Here is a 22277-nt window from a genome sequence, read left to right on the forward strand (position 1 = left end):
ATCCGCTCTATGATGGAATTAAATAAGTGTTATGGTTGGTCAAAATTTATTATCGTCGTACCGAGTATTGCTATCCGTGAAGGTGTGGCAAAAACTTTTGAGATGACGGCTAACCACTTCCAAGAAGAGTTTGGCAAAAAGCCCAGATCGTTTATTTATAACTCTGACCAGTTACATGAGCTTGAAACCTTTAGCTCAGACGCTAGCGTTAATGCAATGATAATTAACGTTCAAGCTTTTAATACCATAAAGCAAGGCGCTAACAATAAAGCCGCCCGTAAGATTTATGCTGAAATGGATGACTTTGGCTCACGTCGCCCTATTGATGTGATACGTCGCAACCGCCCTATCCTTATTCTGGATGAACCTCAGAAAATGCAGTCTAAGAACACGTTAGAGAGCCTGAGTTATTTTAATCCTTTATTCATCATGCGTTATTCAGCGACACATAAGCGTGAATACAATCTGGTTTATCGCTTGGACGCGCTAGATGCCTACAATCAAAAGCTGGTTAAAAAGATTACCGTCAAAGGGGTTGAAGTCAAAGGATTGTCTGGCGCTCATAGCTACTTGTATCTACAAGATATAGAAGTGTCTTCATCCGACCCTACGGCTAGGCTTGATATCGAAGAAAAAACCAAAACAGGCGTCAAGCGTCGTGTTCGCCGTGTCCAAAAAGGCGATGACCTCTACACACTATCCAACCAAGCTGCACAGTACAAAGACCGTTACGTCGTCGCTGAAATAGACGCTCGCGATCAGTCTTTGACTTTTACTAATGGTATCAAAATCCACGTCGGTGAGGCACTCGGTCAAATCGACGAGCAGCTAATGCGTACTATTCAGATACGAGAGACTATTCGCGCTCACTTAGATAAAGAGCGCCTGCTCTTTGATCAAGGACTGAAAGTACTGAGCTTATTCTTTATCGACGAAGTAGCAAAATACCGTCAGTACGATGACCAAGGCAATCGTATTGATGGAGAGTATGCGCAGATATTCGTTGAGCAGTATCAACAATTGGTCAATGAGATGGTAGGTCTAAATATAGAAAACGATGCTTATCTTAACTATCTAAGTGAGATCGACGTCGATCGCACTCATAATGGCTACTTCTCATTGGATAAAAATAAGCATATGGTTGATCCTACAACCAAAAACTTTGTAGATGAAGAGCTGGGCGGTAAAGTCAGTCTTACAGATGATATCGATGCTTACGATCTTATTTTAAAAGATAAAGAAAGCTTACTGTCATTTCCGGAGCCACATGACTCAGAAGAGACTCGTCATAAGAAAAATGTTCGCTTTATATTCTCACATTCTGCGCTAAGAGAAGGCTGGGATAACCCTAACGTATTTGTCATTTGTACCTTAAAACATTCAGAAAACACCATTTCTCGCCGTCAAGAAGTAGGTCGTGGTCTACGTTTGGCAGTACGTAAAGACGGTATGCGTATGGATGCCAACCATTTATCCAAAGGTGATATTCATCTTATAAACAATCTTACTGTAGTCACTAATGAAAGCTACACCGACTTTGTGACTAACTTGCAAAAAGAGTTGGCAGCAGCCTTGTCTAGTCGCCCCACAAAGGCAACCAAAGACTATTTTTATAATAAAGTACTAACGCTAGATAATGGTAGCAAGCATGAGGTAAGCGAGCGTGATGCTGATATGATTGTCCATTATCTTATTAAAAATGATTACATAGATTTTGATAATCATATCACGGATAGCTATCATGAAGCCGTCAATAATGACAGCTTAGCACCGCTACCAGAGGCACTTGCACCTTTAACAAATCAAATAGTAAAACTAATCGGCGGTATCTTTAATCCCAAAGACCTTGAAGGTATGACCGAGAATGATAACAAAACCACGCATAACCCGATTAATGAGAACAACATCAAGAGAAAAGAATTCTTAGAGTTATGGAATCTTATTAATCATAAGGCAGTATTTGAGATTCAGATCGATAGTGAAAAACTTATAGCGCAGAGCATTCAATCCGTTGAAGCAGCCGCAAAGCAAAGGAATAATAACTTTGTAGAATCACTTAGCTATAAGCTCGCTCAATCTACTCAGCGCGATACTATTACTCATGAAGAATTGACCGCTAGGCAGTCATTTGATAGCCCTACTACCTCGACTGAATCAGCAGATGTTTCTATACGTTCACAAGTAAAATATGACTTGATAGGCTCACTGAGTGAACAAACTGATCTCACCCGTCGTAGTATCGTGACTATTTTAAAAGGTATTAATAACGGTATTTTTGCGCAGTTCAAAAATAACCCTGAGGCTTTCATCCGTGAGGTAGCTCGCCTTATCAACGAAGCACGTATCAAGATGGTTATCCAAGGACTTACTTATTATACGACCGACCAGACCTACCCGATTAATGAGATTTTTATGTCTAATCAAAAAATTCCTAGTGACTCGCTAAAGGTTAGCCGACACGTCTTTGACTATGTAGCAACTGACTCGAGCATTGAAAGGCGCTTTGCTCAGGAGCTCGAAGGTGCCATTGATGATGTAGCGGTATATGCCAAGCTGCCTGATAGATTCAAAATACCAACCCCAGTGGGCGACTACAATCCTGACTGGGCCATTGCTTTCAACGAAGGCAAAGTGCGTCATATTTATTTTGTCGCTGAAACTAAAGGTTCAATGGTCGATGCAGACTTGCGTGAAAAAGAAAAGTATCGGATAGAGAGTGCTAAATGTTTCTTTGATGCATTAAATTTAAAAGCCAGTGAGGACAACAGCCTTGCAGGTCAAGCTGTAAAGTATGGTGTGATTGACAGCTTTGATGAGTTATTAAAGCTGGTTGGATAAAGTATCCATGACCTAGTAAAAAACCAAGCCACCTTAGCATTACGCAAGGTGGCTTTTTTATTGAAGTAAGATATACGTAAATAGCTTAGTTTATGTGCATTCAATAACTCGGCACACCTAAGAAGTAGCCATTCATCGTCATCCTATTAAATCTATATGCATGAGAATGAGGCGACCCCTTACAGCGCCCTACTAGCGGCTGCTTTTGATCAAGATAGTGATAGATGATTATTAATAAGATAAATATTTTTATCACCTCTCTAGAGAGACCCTTAAATCCTTGTTTTATATATGTTTAATAGTGAAAAATAGTCTTTGAAGAATCTTTAAATAGTCTTTTAGCCTGTTTAAATAGTCTTTTATTCGAAAGACTATTTGCCTATTTCTATGAACGCCAAGTACCACCCTACACAATTTTTTCCTAACAAGATTTTGCGCATGAAATAGCCTTTTAATTGCGATAAAACTTTAATTGTAAACACAAAGTGGCTGAGGCCTTTTCTTCTGCCTAAAGTATATTGACCCATGCTGTCAAATCCGTAGAACCAAACTTGGGAGATTTTAATTACGCAGCCTGACGATAGTAGTCAAACCACACCTGTCTTGGCGCTCGATAGCCCAAGCCCTTTTGAATCCTAGTCTGATTATAATACAGCTCAATATACCCAATGATATCGCTAGTGGCTGCAAACCTCGTTTTATAATCTTGATGATATACTAGCTCATTCTTCAAGACGCCCCAGAAGCTTTCTATAGGTGCGTTGTCATAGCAATTACCTTTGCCGCTCATTGAGCCTGTAAACTTATGCTGCTCGATAATCTTATGGTACGCATGGCTACAATATTGGCTACCTCTATCTGAATGAACAATCAGTCCTTGAGTAGGTCGTTTGTTCTTGATTGCCATATTGAGTGCACGGCATACTAAATCAGCGGTCATGCGCTTATTGATAGCGTAGCCGACAAGCTTTTTGGTGTATAAATCTTTCACTCCAGCTAAATATAACCAGCCCTCAGCAGTCCAGATATAGGTAATGTCGCTGACCCATGCTTCGTTAGGACGCTTAGCGTCAAACCTCTGATCTAAAACATTGTCATAGACCAGCTTGTTGTGGTTTGAGTCAGTGGTGACTTTAAAGCGCTTGTGGCGACGGCATTTGATGCCATGCTCCTCTTTAATGCTTCTAACCATGTAAGGGCTGATATCATGTCCTTGCCCGTTTAGGTGCGCCTGTAGACGCTCAAAGCCGTAGCGTTCCTTGGTTTCACTGTGCGCAGCTTTAACCAGTAACTCGCACTGATTACGATGTATCTGCTGCTCGCTTAAGTCACGACTTAGCCAATCGTAGTAGCTTGAGGGCTTAACGCTTAATACACGGCACATAGTAGTGGTGCTAAATATCTGACGATTGTCTTTGATAAAAGCGTACTTTACGGGCTGTTTTTCGCGAAGTACGCGGTCGCCTTTTTTAGAATCTCGCGCTCCTCTTCAGCCACTTTGAGCTGACGCTTGAGCTGCTTTATTTCTTGAAGAGCACTCATAAGGTCAGGATCATATTGCTCTGTGCCAACAAGCTTGCCTTGATTGGCTTTGTTATGCCAGTTTGATAGCGTTTGCATGGCAATACCTAACTGCTTTGCAGTAGCTGAGATATTGCCATTATTATCTGCTATCTTCTTGACAGCTTCAGCTTTAAATTCGTTACTGTAGGTTCTTAATTTCTTGGTCATGGTAAACTCCTATAATTGTGCTTAGTTTACCAAGTTTAGTTGTACGGTTTCTTCAGCATAGCTCATATTACTTAGTGTATTAGATTAAGAAACCTCTCATAATACAAAAAAATAAACCGCCCTACTTTTAAAGTTAGGGCGGTCAGATAAATCTATACTGAACGTTCTGCAATCTTCGTATTAATCCATTCTGCAATCTCGCTTGCTACCCACACTACTCTTACCTGTGTCAGTTGTACCTTCTTAGGGAATGTTGGGTCATAACGATCAGAATTTTCATTAACCATCTCATAAATCGTAGAACGACTAAGACCAGTATAGCTACCAACATCTTTAATACTCAGTAGTTGTGGTATGTGATTACATTGCTCGATTACTGGCTGTGCTGCGTTTAAATTTTCCATGATTATCTCCGAATTATTGTATGGGAACATCTGTTCTCATACAGTCAGGGAGTCCTGTATTTTTTTATGAGACTTATATCGTCCGATAGACCTTATGCATAGAGTAATAACATAGAGTAATAAAAAGGAGCTGATGATTCAGCTCCTTTTTTTGTGTCAAAAATACTTTTAATAATAAGTTACATACACGACTATCTTAACTATTTAGAGCTTTCCTAAGCCTTTTGTTTGTGTAGCCTTTAGCCCGTTTATAAATATACTCTTCAATGAGATATAAAATAACTCGATCTTTGAAAAAACGCATGCTGATAAGACTGTGTTCATCTATGTCTGATGGCGTACTCTTAGCTGAATCAGCTAGGATCGTACGCAGGCTTTCAATTTGAAGGTAGAGGGCATTAAATTCATAGTCTTCTAAAGCATCGACCAGTGAACCAACATATTCTACAACCATGGACTCGTAAACCTTGCCGCAAAATTCTTCTGTTTGGAACTTATAGCAAATATCATCCCATACATTTTTAAGAGGTTTTGTGGTTACCGTATCTTCACCAAAGCTCTGTAAATAACGTTCAGTCTGATTGGCAATTCTTTTAGATATTTTCTTAGACAGTTGTACTGAATTACTTAATGCCATTGTCTTTTCTAAATCCATTTTAGCTATCCTTACGTTAAACAGTAATAATCTGTTTTTAATATGCCGTTATGAAGAACTAGCACATTGTAAGACTTAACCTAGGTATTAAGCCACTAAAAATAAACCGATAAGAAATAAAACAAGCGACCTAAAATCGCTTGTTTCAACCTAACTAATTTACGCCGCATATCTTCCTCAATTACTTTAGCTCACCGCCGTCACGCTTTGCCGTAGCCCTTGCTCTATGCTAGTCACGTTATGAGTGGCTAACCCGTTCTGATAATTCCCCTGCTGACTATTGCTAACGTCATCTGTCTGCATGGGATAAAACTCTTCAGCCACGTCTAACAAACCATCATTATCAATTTCAAAGGATGAATTGACGTAACCCTGTTTTGCAGCCTGTTCTAGCGCGGCTTGATCAAAGCCGTGTTCGCTAAGCTCCGCATCAATTGCCTGTGCATCTTGCACTGCTTGCTTTAGTGTCACACCATCACGCAGCGTTAAATCAACAAAGTAAATCGGCGTACGATAGCTTTGCGTGGTGCTTTTACCCCTTAAGGTGAGTTGCAACGGCAAACACGACAGCTTATTACCTGACACCGCAGCAAAGTAGCTCAGCCGTGCGGCTAATGTACGAATACTATTAAAGCCTGTGGTGCGAAAGATAAACGTACCTAGCTCATCGTCCTCAGACAGATTGACGTAGAGCCTGCCATATGGCTTACAAGCACCGCCTTGCGCTAATGGGCAACGATCAGGTGATGGGCAAGGCAGTGTTTCCACGCCATTGTTTGTACGGCGTTGGCACTGCTCACCGTCACCCACACATAGCGGGCGTCCAGTTTGACGATCAAACAAGGTATATTCTGCTCGCAAATTAAGCTCAGGATCATTGAACAACATACGCACAGGTATTTGTCTCAGCTTACCGTCATTATTTGCGCGTAGCTTTTCATCGAGTGGATGATTAATCCAGCCATCCTTATTTTGAACTTGACTGGTGATAGTGAACTGATCGTCTTTAGCAGGCAAACGCTTACCATCTTTTTGAATGACACGTCCAATACTGATACGGCCTAAAACTGGTGGGGTTATGGTTAGACCTTTAATCATGATGATAGTCCTTATAGGTTTAATAAAATGTGTTTAGCCATAAAAAAGCCCACCGATTAGGGTGGGCAGTTATGCGCTTGTTTTGGTTAAATGTAGTAGGTTTCGACTTAGTCGTTTAAGATGACGAAGCGGCGACTGCCTTGCTTAGTTTTACTAAATTTAGCTAACAGCTCAGGATGCGCTGTGATAACGGCCTTGCTATCCAAACCAATACTATCTTTCGAGCGTTTCCAAGAGATTGCGCCTTTATCGAACACAGCGACTTCATTATCGGCAATCAGTGTTTGCAGCTGGTGCTTAACCTGATCATGGCGCTGCTCTAGCTCTTGCATGTAATCACGATAACTCAGCAGTTGCTCAAATAACTTATTGGCACCATCATCATCTCGCAAATCAACCTTGCTTGAGGGCTCAGGAGTTGGATAAAGCAGCTTTAATGCACGAGCTGCTGATTCAGAGTGATCAGGCGTTGGCGGGGTGTCGGTCTCCACGTATTGCCAGAACAGCCGCTCATGCTCGATGATGGACGCAATCAGCTTCTCATCACGCTCAACCTTAAATATCTTCGCCTCATGTCCACAGATTAACACGCAGATATGAGCAGCCTGTTTACCAGTGACTGCCAGTTGATGCTGTACTTGGCAAGTGACATACAAAGGCACGCCATGCTTCCAGAGCTTAGCGCCATGCTCCCCTGCGGTTTTGCACTCAAGAATTTGCACCTCTTCATTACCTGTGATGGCGTAGTCTAAGTTAGCCAGCATAAAGTGATTGTCAGGATCAGGATGCTGCAAGATGGCATTAACACGCCGAACTTTATTGCCTGTGTGCTGCTGATAATACTTAGCAACCATAGGCTCCAAGATATTGCCCCAGTACAAGGGAGAATAGCCATCAATATCGTCATCTAAGTGTGAGTGCAAACGACCGGTCTTGATCATCCACAGCTCAAGCATAGAGAGATACGGATGAATACCACAAGCTGCTGCTGCGTCACTACTACCAATACCTTGCTTGCGAACTTGTAGCCATTCCTCATGACTGAGCGTTTTGGTATTGACCAGACGTTTTGCGGTGTTTGATTGAGTGGCAGACGGCTTTACCGTTTCACTATCTATATTGGTTTTTGTGGTGATGGGCGTTTTTACCTTAACGGTTACACGCTTGGTTTGTCTTAGCTGAGCGATATGGTTTAAAGCGATTGTGTTCATGGTGAACTCCTTCGTTAGATTTGTTATTGGTTAATACTGTTTATTAAAAAGACGGCATAAAAAAACCACGCTCGAAGGCGTGGTTGATTGTGTTGTCAGATTTTAAATGTGGCTGGTTAAGCCAACATCAGCAGCGACTCTTCTAAGCCCTTTTGTTTAAGTTTAGCGCCAGAGCCAAACCAAGCGCCGTCTAATCGATGGTCTCTCGACATCGCCCGTCTTTCATGATCGACGTATTCAGTGATGCTGCATAGCAAGCCATAAGCGGTATCTTTGGCAGCATCAAGATCGGCTCCGCGACCTTGACCGTTAAACATGTTCATCACCTGATTCATCGCCTTGGCATTGGGCACCGCGTCTTTCTCTTTCTTAGCGCTGTTAAAAAGAATGATGTCATTGTCCTGATCGTTAAATACACGGCTAAGATAATTAGCAGCTTCTGCTTGAGTAACACGGCGCTCTGATAACTGCTTCATCTCATAGCTGTGTTCATCCCATTGCTTCACCGATACGCCTAATTGCTGCTTGACCTTTTGCGCATCAAACGAGGTGCTGTGCGGTACTTTAACGATGCCTCCTGAACCGTTCGCTAAGCTGATAGCAAGCGTGTTATTACACACCACACGAATGGATGTGAACTGTGCTGTGGTCGCTAGCGTGCCATCACAAGCGGTTGCAAGAAGCAAGTAGCCATTACTGACATCTTTACCCTTAAGCGTTGCTGACTGCCCTGTACGAGCCAATGCCCATAGCTTACGACCTCCTTTTAAGATGCCTGCCGTTTCCAGCTCAAAGTCGGATTGCTCGGTAAGATCACGATAGAATTCTAAAATCTCACGCGGCTGTACTTCTTGATAACGCTGACTGACCACCGATAGCGGCTCAAAGTTATCGCTACGATACAACACCTTTTGCTCTGCAAAGGGCAGAATCAGGTTATGCCCTTTATCGTTATTCGCCATGTAGCTGACGTCTGATGATTCGATACGCCAATCCATACCCGCTTGCTTTGCCCAGATCTCGATAGACTGCTTGGGAGCCAGCTCATTACCTAAACCATGCCAAGGGGTTTCGCCAACGTATGCCATTGATTCGATTAAATGTGCCATTATGATTTTTCCTTTTAGATTTGATTAGAATTATGGGTTATATAGATAGGTTAAATGCTGAAAGTTCTTGAGCAGGTATTGCAGGTATAACTGGGCTTTACTGCCAAAACGAGTAAGGGTGGCTGTTGTAGCTTGTCTTTAGCCAAGCTAATCGCAGAAGCCAGTGCAGTACCTACCACTACACCAATTGCTGAATTGATTTTGTAGTACCTACAGATGCTTACACCAAGACCTGATAGGGCAGATTGTGAGCACAGTTGCTCGAAGATATTAAAAGGACTGTCAGTATCCGTAGTGCTTCTGACGTTCGCTGAATGACAGTGTGGGCAAATGGGTCTCATAAATAGCTCCTTTTAGATTGCGCATAAAAAAAGGCCTGCGATTAAGCAGACCTTTAATTAGGATGGATTGGGGTTAAACAGTCAGGAGAGCGATGCTTCCTGACTGATCTCATAGGGATAATATATATTTAAAATTATTTTAATATAGCCAATCTATTTAAAATTAGTTTTGTTAAACTAAATTTAAGAAAAACCTATAACAACATTACTTTTCTCAATAAATATCTTTCTGGCGAACACAATATTTATTTTTTAAAATGATGGGTTATATCACTTGATGTATCACTAAAATCAAGAGTAAGCTAGAACTGTAAAAACTATGTAGTTTGTTTTTTTATGCTTTTACCAAAGGTACGCATACCAGGTAGCTTTACTTTAAGACGTTGGTAACTATCATCTGATTTAAATGGTCTGGTTAAATATAATGCTGCGTTGACGGCATTCTCAACTTCCTGAATATTACTCCGATGAATCATGCCTATACCAAGCGTATTCTTATATTCAAACCGCTTTTTATAATTAGGAGTGTGTAAATTAAAGAAATACCCTAACCCTTCTGTAATATCTTGCCATTTCTCCCCCACTTTCATAGCCAAATACGTATCGCTATAACGCTCTGAGCCATCATAAACGAGTAATAGATGACAGTGAAAACTACCGTTTTCCTCTCCTTGTTCTAAGGACCAAGCATTTAAAAGCAAGTCTCCAAAACAAGTTCTTTTATTACCTATGAAATCCCGCAGTTTCTGCATGTGAGCATCGAAATCGTAAATAGTAATATGGTCACTAACTTCCTGAAAATACTTTAAGTCAACACGTACAAAAAGCAGTCTAGATCTTTTAATAAATAGTTTTCTTATACTATTTTCAAGCTTATTGGAATTACTTATTCCTTGTGAGTACCACTTATTATAGTCATAATTAATATGGCTTTTATAAGATAACAGCAACCGAATAAAACTCTCAGTCAAACTATTATTCCATGAAACGTTGAATGGGTAGGAATCACCAACAATAGCATTGGTAGTACTTATAAATGCATTGATTGGTTGTGAGTACGCTAATTCATCATCTAAAATTGTCATAAATGGATAATACAGCCTATTCAATTCACTTTTAACATTCTTAAGCGAAATGCATTGATATATTATCTTTCTAACGAGAATATCAACATCTGATATTATTTTGGAGTTATTGACCGAGTTATACATCGTGATTATCATCCTTATGAATTTGTATTCATAAGTTAATAAGACTTAGTAATTTTATAATTATAATTACTGAGAGCTACTCTCTCAGTTTAGAAAAACATATCTAGTGTGTGTGTTAATAATATATATACCCGATCTGTAACATGGTATTAAAGTAGACTATATCCTAAGCAGAGCTGAGTATTTAGCTAAATCCAATCCTAAGCTACCCTTTAGTATAAGGAAGTGGTTCGAATGGAGTTAGAGTCATAATGAAGGTAATTTGGCATAGAAATCCCCGTACAGTATCCATAACCTCAAGGTATAGCGATCATATCCTCTGACAATATTCTGACCAAAAATACAGTATATGATGACCATTTTTTGCGATATAATAGAGCTTGTTTATTGATTTTGACTACGCAGAACTAGGTAGATTTCGATCCTTATATACTCTAATCATGGATGTAATTTTTATTATGGAAGAACCTAAATTAAATAAAATTATCTCTAATAAAGAATACATAACAAGCAAAGTAAATCAACTAACGGCTCATGAATCATACTGGTGTTTATATTACTTAAATCAAATAAATCCGGTAGAAAAAGTTTTTCTAGTAAAGGATGATAGGAATTGCAAGAAAAAACTAATTACTGTTTTAGAGATAAGAAATTTCTCACCTACTAGAGTCGATAATTTGCTAGCTGAGATGTCTGCTATTATAATTCCACAGAGTCATATTAGCTGGCTTCATGGAAAAGATAGAGCAACATTATGGTTTATAATGGCATTAAGATCGTCTGATTATAGAATAAAATATATAACTACTCGTGAAGAGATAATGACAGCCAATCACGATATCATCTATTCAAAAAATTTACTATCTCTCTAGAAAAATAATAAACCCTAAAGATTACCAATTAGAGTATACAGTTCATAAAAAAATAGCTGTGCTGAATACACTTAGAGATATGTTTATTCTAAGTAAAATTAGAGATAATGAACTTGAATGGTTAGATAGAAAAGATAGGAAACAAATTGATTGGGCGTATGAATATATGCTGAATAAGAGAAGTAAAGACAACACTTTAAATACTTATCTTGGTGCAAGTGATTATATTTATTTTGATATTGATGAAACCGCTAGTCGATACAATCATATCTTAGCTTCGTTTGATTACATGGCTTTTATTTTCCTTAACTCTACTACTATCTCTAGCCCCGTACCCTTAAATCACTATACCTTTGAAACAAGAACTAAATTTATAAGAACCATGAAAAATACATGGCAAAAGCAAAAATCAAGATTAAAGACTCTAAAGGATATCGATTCTAATACTAAGCTCAATAAACCCACTACAAAAACTTCAAAAATAGCATATATCAATAAACATACATTAAAAGAACAATCATTTAAAGCTATCTCTACAGTTTATAATAAAAAAAATAACAATTGGCTTAGACACTATAAGAAACCTCATATTAGTCAGTTTGAAACTGAGCAAACTTTACAAGTACAAAATAATACTCCTGAGCATCTACTAGTCGATTGTGAGGGCAATGATATAATAAATGTAAACGTTCAGGTTAAGGCGTTAGACTTACCACCAGATATTGAAGACTCTGTTTGCACTGACAATGCCGAGCCAATCGTAAATGCTCAACAGAACCAATCTGATGATAAAACTGTGAGTTTGGATAACGTTGACGATACTGCTACTGAAAACTCAATTGGTGAGGAAATTAATCGTCATGAAGTTATGATTGCAACTACAAATATCTCCACAATGAAAGGTAATGATCCACTAACGAAACTACAGGCTACTGAAAGTAATCTAGCTTCAGATGAGAATCTTCACAACATTGATGATAAAATAGCTGATGGCGATCCTTTTTCGATAAACGCCAAGCTGATAAAGCAAAAGGTTGGAAGAGCATAAAAAAACCAATTAGTAACTCAGTAGTGATTGAAGCCATCAATTCTCTGTTACGAAATTACCATAAAACTGAAAAACGAATCTTAAGTATACTGACAAGTGTACTAAAATACATATTTAAATATTTATCTATATATATCAAATGCTTAACCACGAATTACCGTTCCGGCTCCGGGTACCATTATAGTAGTACTAAAAACACCGCAAATCGTTATGATTTGCGGTGTTTTTCTTTGTGCGAGCTATCAAAATGTTCAGTTTAAACGTCATATAGTGAGTCCTAAATAAAAAGAGTACAGCTTTTACGGCGTGCTACTGTTATAAATTTTCTTTGCTTGCTGTGCGACTCCGTCACTGTTCGATGCTGCATAAAATTCATCCCAGTAGCACTGTATTTATTTTATAGTGGATCGACTATACTAAGAGGTGATTAAATCAAAAATATATCTGCTATGCTTAAACCACCCTATGCTTCTTAAAGTTTTCCGCCTGTTCGAATATCTCTTTATAGACCTCTTTTGAATCAACTGGCGGATAGCCCCACGCGTCAAGCAATACCATCAAATCAAACTGTAGTTCCGCTTTGATGTCATCACGCTTGTTCCAGTCCGTATATTTAGCCTTCTCATCGATGAGCTTTTTCACTTCTTTAGACAGCTCAATCAGTTTGTCTTCGGGATAGGTAAAGTCGTACTTATGCGCTAGTGACAGCAGAATGTCGTAAAAGGCTTTTTCTTCAAAGTCGATACCCATCTCACCAAACGATGCCATCTCGTCGCGTAGCTCGTGATATAGCTTGATAATCTCATCAGAGAAGTCGCCAATGACTTCGGCACGTAGTAAGTCCTGCTCGTCACGGTCATTATACTTCTCGACCAAAGCATTCATCTTCTTACTGAAATCAACGCCCTTTACCTTGTTGGTCTTTTTCAGCTCACCAATGGCTTTAGCGAGTAGCTGCTGTAGTAGCTCAAGCTTAGTATTGGGCTGCTTAATCACTTCAAGCTTGGCTAGGTAGTCTTCATCGAAGATATCAATCTCACCATCGGTATTGTCACCGAGCTTAAAGATTTCTTCAACGCCATCACTAAGTAGGGCATCTTTCACCAGATCACGTACCTTTTGGTTCATCTGTTCAACGTCAGGTGCGCCGCCAGTGGTGATTTTAAAGATGATGGTACGTATGGCTAGGTAGTAATGAATCTTGTCCTTGTGCGCCTTTGTGAGCTCACTGCTACCGACGCAAATATCATAGGCAGACTTCAAACGCTTGGCTAAATCCATAAAACGTTTTTCTAGCTTTTTAGATTGCAGCGCAAAGTCAGCCGCCGCATTTAAGCAGTTAAGCTGCTGCAGTGGCGTACCATTAAAGTAAAGACTAGAGTCAAACTTATGGTAAACCGTATCCAGTAGGTTTAAATGGTCTTTGACCACCACCACTGACTTTTGAATATCCTCTAGGTTTTGAATCTGACCGCCAGTGTAATGCGAGAGCGCTAGGTTCATCTGCTTTTTGATGCCGATATAATCGACCACTAAGCCGCTCTCTTTACCTTCAAACTTACGGTTGACCCGTGAGATGGTTTGAATCAGGCTATGCTTTTGCAAAGGTTTATCAATGTATATGGTATCGAGAAAAGGTACGTCAAAGCCTGTGAGCCACATATCGACGACGATGGCGATTTTAAAGTTAGATTTGCCATTTTTAAACTGACGGTCGAGCTCTTTACGATAGTCTTTATTACCAAGGTTATCCCACATGCCTTTTTCATCATCCTTGTTTCGAGTCATGATCATTTTGACTCGCTCCATAGGTTTAACTTTTTTCTTATCACTTTCCGATAAGGTTGAGCCTTCCTCGCACGCTCGTACCTCATCCCATTCAGGACGCAGGTCTATTATGTCTTTATATAACTGATAGGCGGCTTCACGGCTGCTACAGACGAACATTGCCTTGCCTTTTTGTGTGGTGCCCTCAGCGACTCGTGCTTCATAATGCTGAACAAAGTCTTCTGCTATAGCTCTAATGCGGTCAGGGTCACCAAGTATGGTAGACATGCTCGCCATGGCTTTTTTGCTTTTCTCTATCTGATATTCATTGGTGCCAGCGTCGGCGCTTTCTTGATAGTACTTCTCTACTTCATCAAGCTGTTTGCTATCGAGTAGCACTTTAGCGGCGCGACCTTCATAGACGATACGCACGGTGATTTCATCGAATACCGACTCGACCATGGTGTAGCTATCAACGACGGGACCGAAGACATCAAGGGTGGCATCAATCGGCGTGCCTGTGAAGCCAACGTAAGTGGCATTGGGTAATGAGTCATGCAGATACTTAGCGAAGCCGTAGGTCTTTTTGACGCCATCTTCGGTAACGGTGATTTTTTGCTGGAGGTTGATTTGGCTACGGTGCGCTTCATCTGAGATACAGATAACGTTGGTACGCTCTGTTAGTAGGGCTAAGTCTTCGGTGAACTTATGAATGGTGGTTAGGAATACGCCGCCACTCTTACGTCCTTTGAGCTCTTCTCGTAGCTCAGCACGACTCTCGACACTGATGATGTTCTCATCGCCGATATAGGTCTTGGCATTGGTGAAGGTTTTGGATAACTGATCATCCAAATCGGTGCGGTCAGTGATTAAGATAATGGTTGGGCTACCAAGCGTCGCGTCTTTTATTAGCAGACGGGCTAAGAACAGCATGGTAAAGCTCTTACCACAGCCAGTCGCGCCAAAGTACGTACCACCCTTCCCGTCACGTAAGCCATTATCGTCAATCAAGTTGCCATGACTATCGAGCAACTTCATGTGCTGCTTGATGTTGGCGTATAGCTTGGTGGCCGCATAGTACTGCGGATAGCGACAAACGATTTTTTCTTCCTTGCTTGATTTGTCAGGTACGTAAATAAAATTACGGATGACATCAAGCAAGCGCGCTTTATCAAATAAACCGCTCATCATGGTCAATAAGGAGTGGATACCGTCTTTCTCTAACTTCTCATGGCCAGTGACTTTACGCCAAGAGTAGTAGAACTCATAAGGGGCAAAGAATGAGCCCATTTTTGAGTTGACCCCATCGCTAATGACGCATAGGGCATTGTATTTAAACAGCTCTGGAATATCGCGCTTATAGCGAGTGGTCAGCTGGGTGTAGGCATCAAACATGGTGGCATCTTCACGGATGCTACTCTTAAACTCAAACACCACCAGTGGTAAGCCATTGATATAAAGAATGCCATCAGGAATACGCAGCTCAAAGCCTTGTATCTCCATCTGATTGACGATGCGATAGCGATTGTTATCCAGTGCTTCATAATCAAGTAGCTGAATGTATAAGTCTTTTTGGGTATAGTCCTCACGCTTGAGAGTAAAACCATCAGCGACAAACTTCATAATAGCTTTGTTAGTGTCGTAGAGATCAGATGCCGGAAGGTATTCCAGCTTATGAATGATGGACTCAATCTCATACTCTGTGATCAAGTCATTTTTATAGCGAGTCGCTAAAAACTGTCGAAGATCAGACTTGATGAGCACGTCATCAGGATTACGGCCAGTCTCAAAACTAAGCGCCGCGCCTACGCTATGTGGATAGCCCTCAGCTGCTAGTAGCTCGATAATGGCTTGTTCTAGCCTGTCTTCAGTGAATTTCAATGATACGTCCTCGTATGATCTTATAAACTACTTTCAACTTAAAAGCCTGAATTTATCGAGGTTCAACTGGAACTGCGTTATACCAACTATTGGTTACTTCGACATCAAGCTCATGATTAGTCACTTCTACATCTAACTTGTGATTAGTTATCTCAACAGGCACTGGATCACCATAACTGTCGTTTTGAATTTCTACAGGCATGTCTCCATAGCCAGCATAATAAACATCAAAGGATTCGTTTAGTCTGAAAAATATCATTAGACCAAGCACCCATATACTAATAAGAATATATATTAACAATGCCTTAATGGTTACTTTATCTTCAATTTTACTTAAATAGGCCATATTTGAATTCCAAATTGATTAAAACATAAGCTCAGTTATTTTACTGATACTCTTTTTTTACAGGATTGAACTTCATAATTTTGCTGTAATTGACACTGTTGATACGCTCATAATCTTCAGTCGGTTTATCGCCTTTAAAAGTTAATTTGATCGGGTAGTAGGTGGTGGCATCAGGTAATACCTTAAAAGTCACCTCATAGTCATAATATAAAGGTGAGTCTTCTTCATAGTTGCCCGCATTGCTTGAACCTGCATCCCCTAGTGTATAGACATCAATAAAGGCGTTTTCAGGTAAATGTAGGACATCCCACCAGCTCTCCGTTGTGCCCGTAGAGCTGTAACCATTCATAAATATACTGCCTATTAGGTTTTTCCCTAATGGCTGTAAACCCTCTTTAACATCTTCAGCATACAGTCCAACACGACCCCAGCTGGTCGAGAACTCAACGTTTTTTGGCGTGCGACTCACCAATTGAAACTGTCCGTTACTGAGTTTTTTAAAGCTGTATAAGTCAGCCGTCGCGTCGCACGCATGACACTGCACCAGTGAACCGTTATTGACTTGAACTTTTTCGATAGTCACTAAGTAACGGGATTCTCCAGCCGTATTTTTATACGTCATGACAGGATGCATGACGGCAACCGTTCTTTCGCCATCGCTATCGACACTATCTAAGCCAATATTGGGCATGGACTTAATATCCTCATCATTGACAAACTGCTGACCCATACGCCCACTATAAAACTGACGCATGACTTCTTTAAAGCTTAAGTCTTTGATTTTGATCTGAGCCATTTGACTGGCAGAGAAAGCAGGAGCGGCAGCCATTACAGGAGTTACTGATAAAGCACCTAAACTAAGTGCCAAACTAAGTAAAAGCTTCTTCATCTTAAACTCCATTAATGATTGTATTTTTGGGATAAACGTTTACTGTCAAAAGCTATATAGCTTCATCCACAAGTGCCGCAGCGTCTGAGATACGCAACTCACCTGATATTAATTTAGGTAAAAGAGTGTCGCGAAGTTTGGATATTATCTCTACTTGCAAATCCAGCTCTTTTCTTTTAACTAAACTGTCACTAAAAATATTCGAGGCTTTTTTTAGTAACTTTGTGCTGGGGTGTAGTAATGGATATTCTAATAAATAGCTTATCTTCATATTTGGACGAGTTGAAGACTCTCCAGTGATTCTATCAATATAAGTTCTAAACTCTTTAGTCTGAAATGCTTGATATACATATATAGGGTTAGTATTAACTCGTATTCTAATTAGACCATTATTATAAACTGCACTTAAGTCTTCGAGGATAATCTTACTTAGTCCTAAAATACTTGTACGTGTTATTAGGATATCCCCTTTTAACAGTTTAAATTTTTCAAAATTTTCAGCTGTTACATTGGAGAACCCCCAAGATGCAATATCCCTATTGTTACTAAAATCGCCAATGCGAGCGCATTTTATACCAGTATCGTAATCTACTATCGGAGCTTTCTGTATGGCATCAGCGCCAGTATTCGACTTTTCAATAAAGCTAGATAAAGGTTCATTTACCCAGCCTTTGGGAATCCAGCCCATTTCCTCAGTAAACTCAAACTCATTAGGAAATAAATTCTGAATATCTGGGCTGTCTTTTTTCTCAATCCCTTTACGTTGCTCGGCACGATCTAACAGCTCATCAGGAATCGGCTTGCCTGCTGCTAGGGCATTATCAATCACGGGGTCAAAATCCACAAACCAACTTTTAAATAACGCCTGCGCCATCGCTTCTAGCGTCTCGTTCATTCGGCGGTTGAGTTCGATTTTGTCGTCTAAGGAACCGAGGATATGAGCAATGGCTTTTTGTTCTTGATGCGATGGCATCGGAACATTAACATTTTCTAAATCAGAACCTCTTATGCCAGATTGACCAGCCCCTTGTTCGGTTATCGACCATATTTCAGAACGACCTTGAGGACTTTTGAAAAAGTAATATAAGTATTCTGAATAAACTTTCTTTTCATCTGGTCTAACCCTAATTAAATGAGACTCAAAAACTACAGGTTCATTATCACCAAGAAAAATAGCACATTTACCTGCGCCCGATAGCACTAATGATTGGCGAGCAAATAACAAGTCATTATTTCTCAATTCAGAACTATCAAACTCTTTCTTGTTTACAGGGACTCTATCAGTAGGAATATTAAACATCCTATCAAACTTGAAAATTTCTCCCATATTGATAAATTTAACACCTTCTCCTCTAACTTTTTTTGGTTTAGACAAACCATTTCTAGACGGAATTAAATAAAGCTCTTTAAATTTCACAACTTCCCAATCATTCGCCATAACCCAATACCTCCAAATTCTGACGTATGGTTGTATCTAATTTTGATGATTCTTGCATCTGCGCATATAACGTTTGGCTTAGCTCTAACATCTTAGTCTCAAACAAGATGCCGTCATCTTCTATTGCCGCAGCCCCGACATAACGCCCCGGAGTCAGTACATAGTCATTGGCTTTGATATCATCAAGGCTTGCCGATTTACAGTAGCCTGCTTCGTCGCTATAGGCTTCATAACCGCCAGCTTCTTTCTCACCGCGCCACGCATGATACGTCTTAGCAATTGCTTCGATATCATCTTTTGTGAGTTCTTTATTAGTACGGCTAATCATCGCGCCAATATTACGCGCATCAATGAATAACGTTTCACCGCTACGATTACGCAAGCCGCGAGCTTGGCTATGTGCTGACTTGGCTTGTTTATCTTTACTGATAAACCATAAGCACACCGGAATTTGCGTGGTATAAAACAGCTGTCCCGGTAGCGCGATCATACAATCGACCAAGTCATTCTCGATGATTTGCTGGCGTATCTCACCTTCACCACTGGTGGTGGTAGACATCGAACCGTTTGCCAATACGAAACCCGCAGTCCCATGCTCAGACAATTTAGATATCATGTGCAATATCCATGCGTAGTTGGCATTGCCCGTCGGCGGTGTCGGATAGCCTGCCCAGCGCGGATCATCGACCAGCTCATCAGCGGCGCGCCAATCCTTTTGGTTAAACGGTGGGTTTGCCATGATGAAGTCGGCTTTGAGATCTTCGTGCTGATCTTTAAAGAAAGTATCGGCAGCCACATCACCCAAGTTGCTAGATATGCCACGAATAGCAAGGTTCATCTTCGCGAGTTTGTAGGTGGTGCTGGTGTACTCTTGCCCATAGATAGACACGTCTTTGGTATTGCCGTGATGACTCTCGATGAACTTGATGGACTGCACGAACATACCGCCTGAACCGCAGCAGGGGTCATAGATTTTGCCTTGATACGGCTCTAGCATCTCTGCAATGAGGTTGACCACCGATTTAGGCGTATAGAACTCACCACCGCCCTTGCCTTCAGTCGCGGCAAACTTACCCAAGAAATACTCGTATACGCGCCCTACAGTATCTTCCTCAGGATTCCCGATAGTATCGATGTTATTGACCACATCGATCAAGGCGGCAAGCTTACTAGCAGTCAAACCAAGACGAGAGAAGTAATTATCAGGCAATGCGCCTTTGAGTGATGGGTTGGTCTTCTCAATGGTGCTAAGCGCCGTATCAATCTTGAGCGCGATATCTTCTTGCTTGGCATTCTGCTGAATGAAACTCCAACGGCTCTCCTCTGGCAAATAGAACACGTTATCCTTGGTATAAGCAGGCACCATGTCGATGTGCTTCTCATAGCCTGTATCGATGAGCTTTTGGCGCTGCTGCTCAAAGGTATCACTGATGAACTTTAAGAAAATCAGGCTAAGGACGATGTGCTTATATTCTGATGATTCGACGCTACCTCGCAATTTATTAGCAGCATCCCAAAGGGCTTCTTCAAAGCGACCATCTTTGGCTTGGTCGTTCTTATTTGCAGGTGTTTTAGCCATGTTTCTTTAACTTCCTTCTTTTCTTAAATAAAGGTTTATGTCATTGCTTTGACTATGCTTTGACTATGCTTTGACTATGCTTTGACTATTATTAGATTGTTAGATAAATATGAGCAATGAGTGTGATTGTGGCGATACTTTGGCCACATATGCTATCAGCTATTTTTAGTATTTTCTTTACAAAGGTTCAAGAGTTAGCCAATCACACTCTATCAAATTGTTTTATATGTCAAGCAATGTTAATATTCCTTGCTAAAAATCACTGCTTTGTAAGTATACACCAGAATTTCAACGATTATTAAGTCGCTACAAGGCGACCGACCGCAGATAGTACACTAAGTACCTCTAGAGCGGGTAACACCGTAGCGGTTTCAAAGTGCTCCGACTATATCTTGTGCGCGATAGGTTAATAACTCATTTCATCCATATTTTAGGAGAGCTTTTTTGAAAAAACTTTTGCCTTGGTTAGCGGGCTTGCTTGTTATATTTGCAATCTACCTTTATGCATCACCCTATATAGCGTTGAACAATATTAAAAATGCTGCTGTACAAGGAGATGCAGACAAGCTCTCGGGGTACATTGACTTCCCTAATGTGAAACAAAGTATGAAGGATCAAGTCAAAGCCGCTATGCTTAAGGATCTTGCTTCAAGTGATGAGCAAGATGGCTTTGAGGCTTTGGGCACCATGTTAGCCACTGCGATGATAGACCCAATTATAGACAGTGTAGTCACACCCGATGGCGTTGCATTAATGCTTCAAGGGCAAAAACTAGATTTTGACTTAAATAATGACACCTCTGAAGATAAGCCTGAAGCCAAAAATGAGTATATTGATTATAAAGCCGGCTACCTGTCATTTAATCGATTCAAAGTTCAGATCTTTGATGATGCTGATAAAGAGTCATTAGATGTGATTATGCATAGAGACGGCCTTAGCTGGAAAGTCACAAGGATTGCCTTTCCCTTAGACTTAAACGATAAAGAGTCTAATAATACAGTCGAAGAACCATCTGTCGCTGACTTAGACTGGGCTGATGCAGAGGATGAAATATATACCACTGAAAATGATGAGTTTGAAGATGTCTTTCACGGCATTATTGATAGTGAAGAAGTAGCTGATATTGGAAATAGTAATATCGACACTGATAGTTTTTATGATGAGGACTACTACAATAATGGTACAGGTGCCCACGCTGTACAAATAACCGAATCACTAACACCCGCACAAGCGGCCCGCATTGATTATCTCGTTGACAATGACATAGAAACATCACAAGACATGATAGATTTATTGAATGATTTCACGCTTGATGGTAGTCAAGAGGGTGAGTTACGTAAATTCATTATCGAACGTTCACGTTATGACGATGGGTATGATGGATTGAAAGACTGTCGTAACCCAGACTTAACAGAAGCAGAGTATATGAACAACTGTACTTAATAAATAGTTAATAGTTAATCTACAAACTAGATAACACCCGTAGTTGGCACATAATACAGCTCACCCTCACCATAAATCACCCAAAGCAATCCAACCGAAAATGAGTATAGTCGATCCAATTTAAAACAAATACAGTGTTACTGGGATGAATTTTATGCAGCATCGAACAGTGACGCAGTCGCACAGCAAGCAAAGAAAATTTATACCAGTAGCACGCCGTAAAAGCTGTACTCTTTTTATTTAGGACTCACTATATAAATACTACATTTTATCAGGATAGCTAATAGATGATAGAACAACCATACACTAGAATTGACAACATCTGTTTATAAGAGCTATAGTCTTAAAGGCTATAGCTCTTATAAGGAGTTACTATCCATAGAGAATATTCTTTTTCTTAAGTGTATTAACTTTCT

The 22277-nt window shown here is 40.3% G+C and carries 17 protein-coding genes; 4 read left to right on the plus strand and 13 right to left on the minus strand.

Annotation, left to right across the window (positions count from 1 at the left end):
• Positions 1–9: 9 nt before the first annotated feature.
• Positions 10–2838, plus strand: coding sequence for a restriction endonuclease subunit R (locus JMY01_RS07280; RefSeq protein WP_374220367.1), 2829 nt, complete (start codon positions 10–12; stop codon positions 2836–2838).
• Positions 2839–3403: 565 nt separating this feature from the next.
• Here JMY01_RS07280 and JMY01_RS07285 read toward each other — a convergent pair.
• The 8 genes from JMY01_RS07285 to JMY01_RS07320 all read right to left on the minus strand — a co-directional run bounded on the left by JMY01_RS07285 (position 3404) and on the right by JMY01_RS07320 (position 10598).
• A protein-coding gene (locus tag JMY01_RS07285) for an IS3 family transposase (protein ID WP_201574940.1) occupies positions 3404–4569 on the minus strand; the annotation gives its coding sequence in 2 pieces (ribosomal slippage) (positions 3404–4311 and positions 4311–4569; 1167 coding nt in all).
• 152 nt (positions 4570–4721) lie between these two features.
• Positions 4722–4973: an AlpA family transcriptional regulator gene (locus tag JMY01_RS07290; RefSeq protein WP_068034983.1), complete on the minus strand. Its 252-nt coding sequence runs from the start codon at positions 4971–4973 to the stop codon at positions 4722–4724.
• Between the two features lie 196 nt (positions 4974–5169).
• A complete protein-coding gene (locus tag JMY01_RS07295) occupies positions 5170–5628 on the minus strand; it encodes a hypothetical protein (RefSeq protein ID WP_068326698.1) in 459 nt (152 codons plus the stop codon).
• 186 nt (positions 5629–5814) lie between these two features.
• Positions 5815–6726 carry a hydrolase or metal-binding protein gene (locus JMY01_RS07300; RefSeq protein WP_201574941.1) on the minus strand — a complete coding sequence of 304 codons (912 nt, stop codon included), beginning with the start codon at positions 6724–6726 and terminating at the stop codon, positions 5815–5817.
• Positions 6727–6833: 107 nt separating this feature from the next.
• Positions 6834–7937, minus strand: coding sequence for a YqaJ viral recombinase family protein (locus JMY01_RS07305; protein WP_201574942.1), 1104 nt, complete (start codon positions 7935–7937; stop codon positions 6834–6836).
• Positions 7938–8053: 116 nt separating this feature from the next.
• A complete protein-coding gene (locus JMY01_RS07310) occupies positions 8054–9046 on the minus strand; it encodes a DUF932 domain-containing protein (protein WP_201574943.1) in 993 nt (330 codons plus the stop codon).
• A 50-nt stretch (positions 9047–9096) separates the two neighbouring features.
• Positions 9097–9387: a hypothetical protein gene (locus JMY01_RS07315; protein WP_201574944.1), complete on the minus strand. Its 291-nt coding sequence runs from the start codon at positions 9385–9387 to the stop codon at positions 9097–9099.
• Positions 9388–9704: 317 nt separating this feature from the next.
• The gene (locus JMY01_RS07320; RefSeq protein ID WP_201574945.1) at positions 9705–10598 is read right to left on the minus strand and encodes an inovirus-type Gp2 protein; all 894 of its coding nucleotides are present in this window, start codon (positions 10596–10598) and stop codon (positions 9705–9707) included.
• A gap of 458 nt (positions 10599–11056) precedes the next feature.
• Between JMY01_RS07320 and JMY01_RS07325 the strand changes: the two genes are divergently transcribed.
• The gene (locus JMY01_RS07325) at positions 11057–11470 is read left to right on the plus strand and encodes a hypothetical protein (RefSeq protein WP_201574946.1); all 414 of its coding nucleotides are present in this window, start codon (positions 11057–11059) and stop codon (positions 11468–11470) included.
• A 79-nt stretch (positions 11471–11549) separates the two neighbouring features.
• Positions 11550–12518, plus strand: a complete 969-nt coding sequence (locus tag JMY01_RS07330) for a hypothetical protein (RefSeq protein ID WP_201574947.1) — start codon at positions 11550–11552, stop codon at positions 12516–12518.
• Positions 12519–12971: 453 nt separating this feature from the next.
• On the opposite strand, the gene JMY01_RS07335 is transcribed toward JMY01_RS07330, so the two are convergent.
• From JMY01_RS07335 to JMY01_RS07355, 5 genes are read right to left on the minus strand one after another with little or no spacing between them, the layout of a single operon-like run.
• The gene (locus JMY01_RS07335) at positions 12972–16166 is read right to left on the minus strand and encodes a type I restriction endonuclease subunit R (protein ID WP_201574948.1); all 3195 of its coding nucleotides are present in this window, start codon (positions 16164–16166) and stop codon (positions 12972–12974) included.
• 52 nt (positions 16167–16218) lie between these two features.
• Positions 16219–16512, minus strand: a complete 294-nt coding sequence (locus JMY01_RS07340) for a hypothetical protein (protein ID WP_201574949.1) — start codon at positions 16510–16512, stop codon at positions 16219–16221.
• A gap of 40 nt (positions 16513–16552) precedes the next feature.
• Positions 16553–17401 (minus strand): hypothetical protein, encoded by an 849-nt coding sequence (locus tag JMY01_RS07345; RefSeq protein WP_201574950.1) that lies wholly within the window; start codon positions 17399–17401, stop codon positions 16553–16555.
• A 52-nt stretch (positions 17402–17453) separates the two neighbouring features.
• The gene (locus JMY01_RS07350; RefSeq protein WP_201574951.1) at positions 17454–18839 is read right to left on the minus strand and encodes a restriction endonuclease subunit S; all 1386 of its coding nucleotides are present in this window, start codon (positions 18837–18839) and stop codon (positions 17454–17456) included.
• On the minus strand, positions 18829–20418 hold the full coding sequence (locus JMY01_RS07355; RefSeq protein WP_201574952.1) for a class I SAM-dependent DNA methyltransferase: 1590 nt from the start codon (positions 20416–20418) through the stop codon (positions 18829–18831). The genes JMY01_RS07350 and JMY01_RS07355 overlap by 11 nt, the downstream gene beginning before the upstream one ends.
• A gap of 444 nt (positions 20419–20862) precedes the next feature.
• On the opposite strand from JMY01_RS07355, the gene JMY01_RS07360 reads away from it, so the two are divergent.
• On the plus strand, positions 20863–21861 hold the full coding sequence (locus tag JMY01_RS07360; RefSeq protein ID WP_201574953.1) for a DUF2939 domain-containing protein: 999 nt from the start codon (positions 20863–20865) through the stop codon (positions 21859–21861).
• Positions 21862–22277 lie beyond the last annotated feature (416 nt).

Origin of the sequence: Psychrobacter sp. H8-1 (assembly GCF_904846575.1) — a bacterium.
Classification (GTDB): Bacteria; Pseudomonadota; Gammaproteobacteria; order Pseudomonadales; family Moraxellaceae; genus Psychrobacter; species Psychrobacter fulvigenes.

Coding starts and splice junctions, on each gene's coding strand:
- JMY01_RS07305 (WP_201574942.1), bottom strand. CDS start 7,937: ATGAACACAATCGCTTTAAACCATATCGCTCAGCTAAGACAAACCAAG.
- JMY01_RS07325 (WP_201574946.1), top strand. CDS start 11,057: ATGGAAGAACCTAAATTAAATAAAATTATCTCTAATAAAGAATACATA.
- JMY01_RS07355 (WP_201574952.1), bottom strand. CDS start 20,418: ATGGCTAAAACACCTGCAAATAAGAACGACCAAGCCAAAGATGGTCGC.
- JMY01_RS07280 (WP_374220367.1), top strand. CDS start 10: ATGATGGAATTAAATAAGTGTTATGGTTGGTCAAAATTTATTATCGTC.
- JMY01_RS07315 (WP_201574944.1), bottom strand. CDS start 9,387: ATGAGACCCATTTGCCCACACTGTCATTCAGCGAACGTCAGAAGCACT.
- JMY01_RS07295 (WP_068326698.1), bottom strand. CDS start 5,628: ATGGATTTAGAAAAGACAATGGCATTAAGTAATTCAGTACAACTGTCT.
- JMY01_RS07290 (WP_068034983.1), bottom strand. CDS start 4,973: ATGGAAAATTTAAACGCAGCACAGCCAGTAATCGAGCAATGTAATCAC.
- JMY01_RS07300 (WP_201574941.1), bottom strand. CDS start 6,726: ATGATTAAAGGTCTAACCATAACCCCACCAGTTTTAGGCCGTATCAGT.
- JMY01_RS07310 (WP_201574943.1), bottom strand. CDS start 9,046: ATGGCACATTTAATCGAATCAATGGCATACGTTGGCGAAACCCCTTGG.
- JMY01_RS07340 (WP_201574949.1), bottom strand. CDS start 16,512: ATGGCCTATTTAAGTAAAATTGAAGATAAAGTAACCATTAAGGCATTG.
- JMY01_RS07320 (WP_201574945.1), bottom strand. CDS start 10,598: ATGTATAACTCGGTCAATAACTCCAAAATAATATCAGATGTTGATATT.
- JMY01_RS07345 (WP_201574950.1), bottom strand. CDS start 17,401: ATGAAGAAGCTTTTACTTAGTTTGGCACTTAGTTTAGGTGCTTTATCA.
- JMY01_RS07350 (WP_201574951.1), bottom strand. CDS start 18,839: ATGGCGAATGATTGGGAAGTTGTGAAATTTAAAGAGCTTTATTTAATT.
- JMY01_RS07330 (WP_201574947.1), top strand. CDS start 11,550: ATGTTTATTCTAAGTAAAATTAGAGATAATGAACTTGAATGGTTAGAT.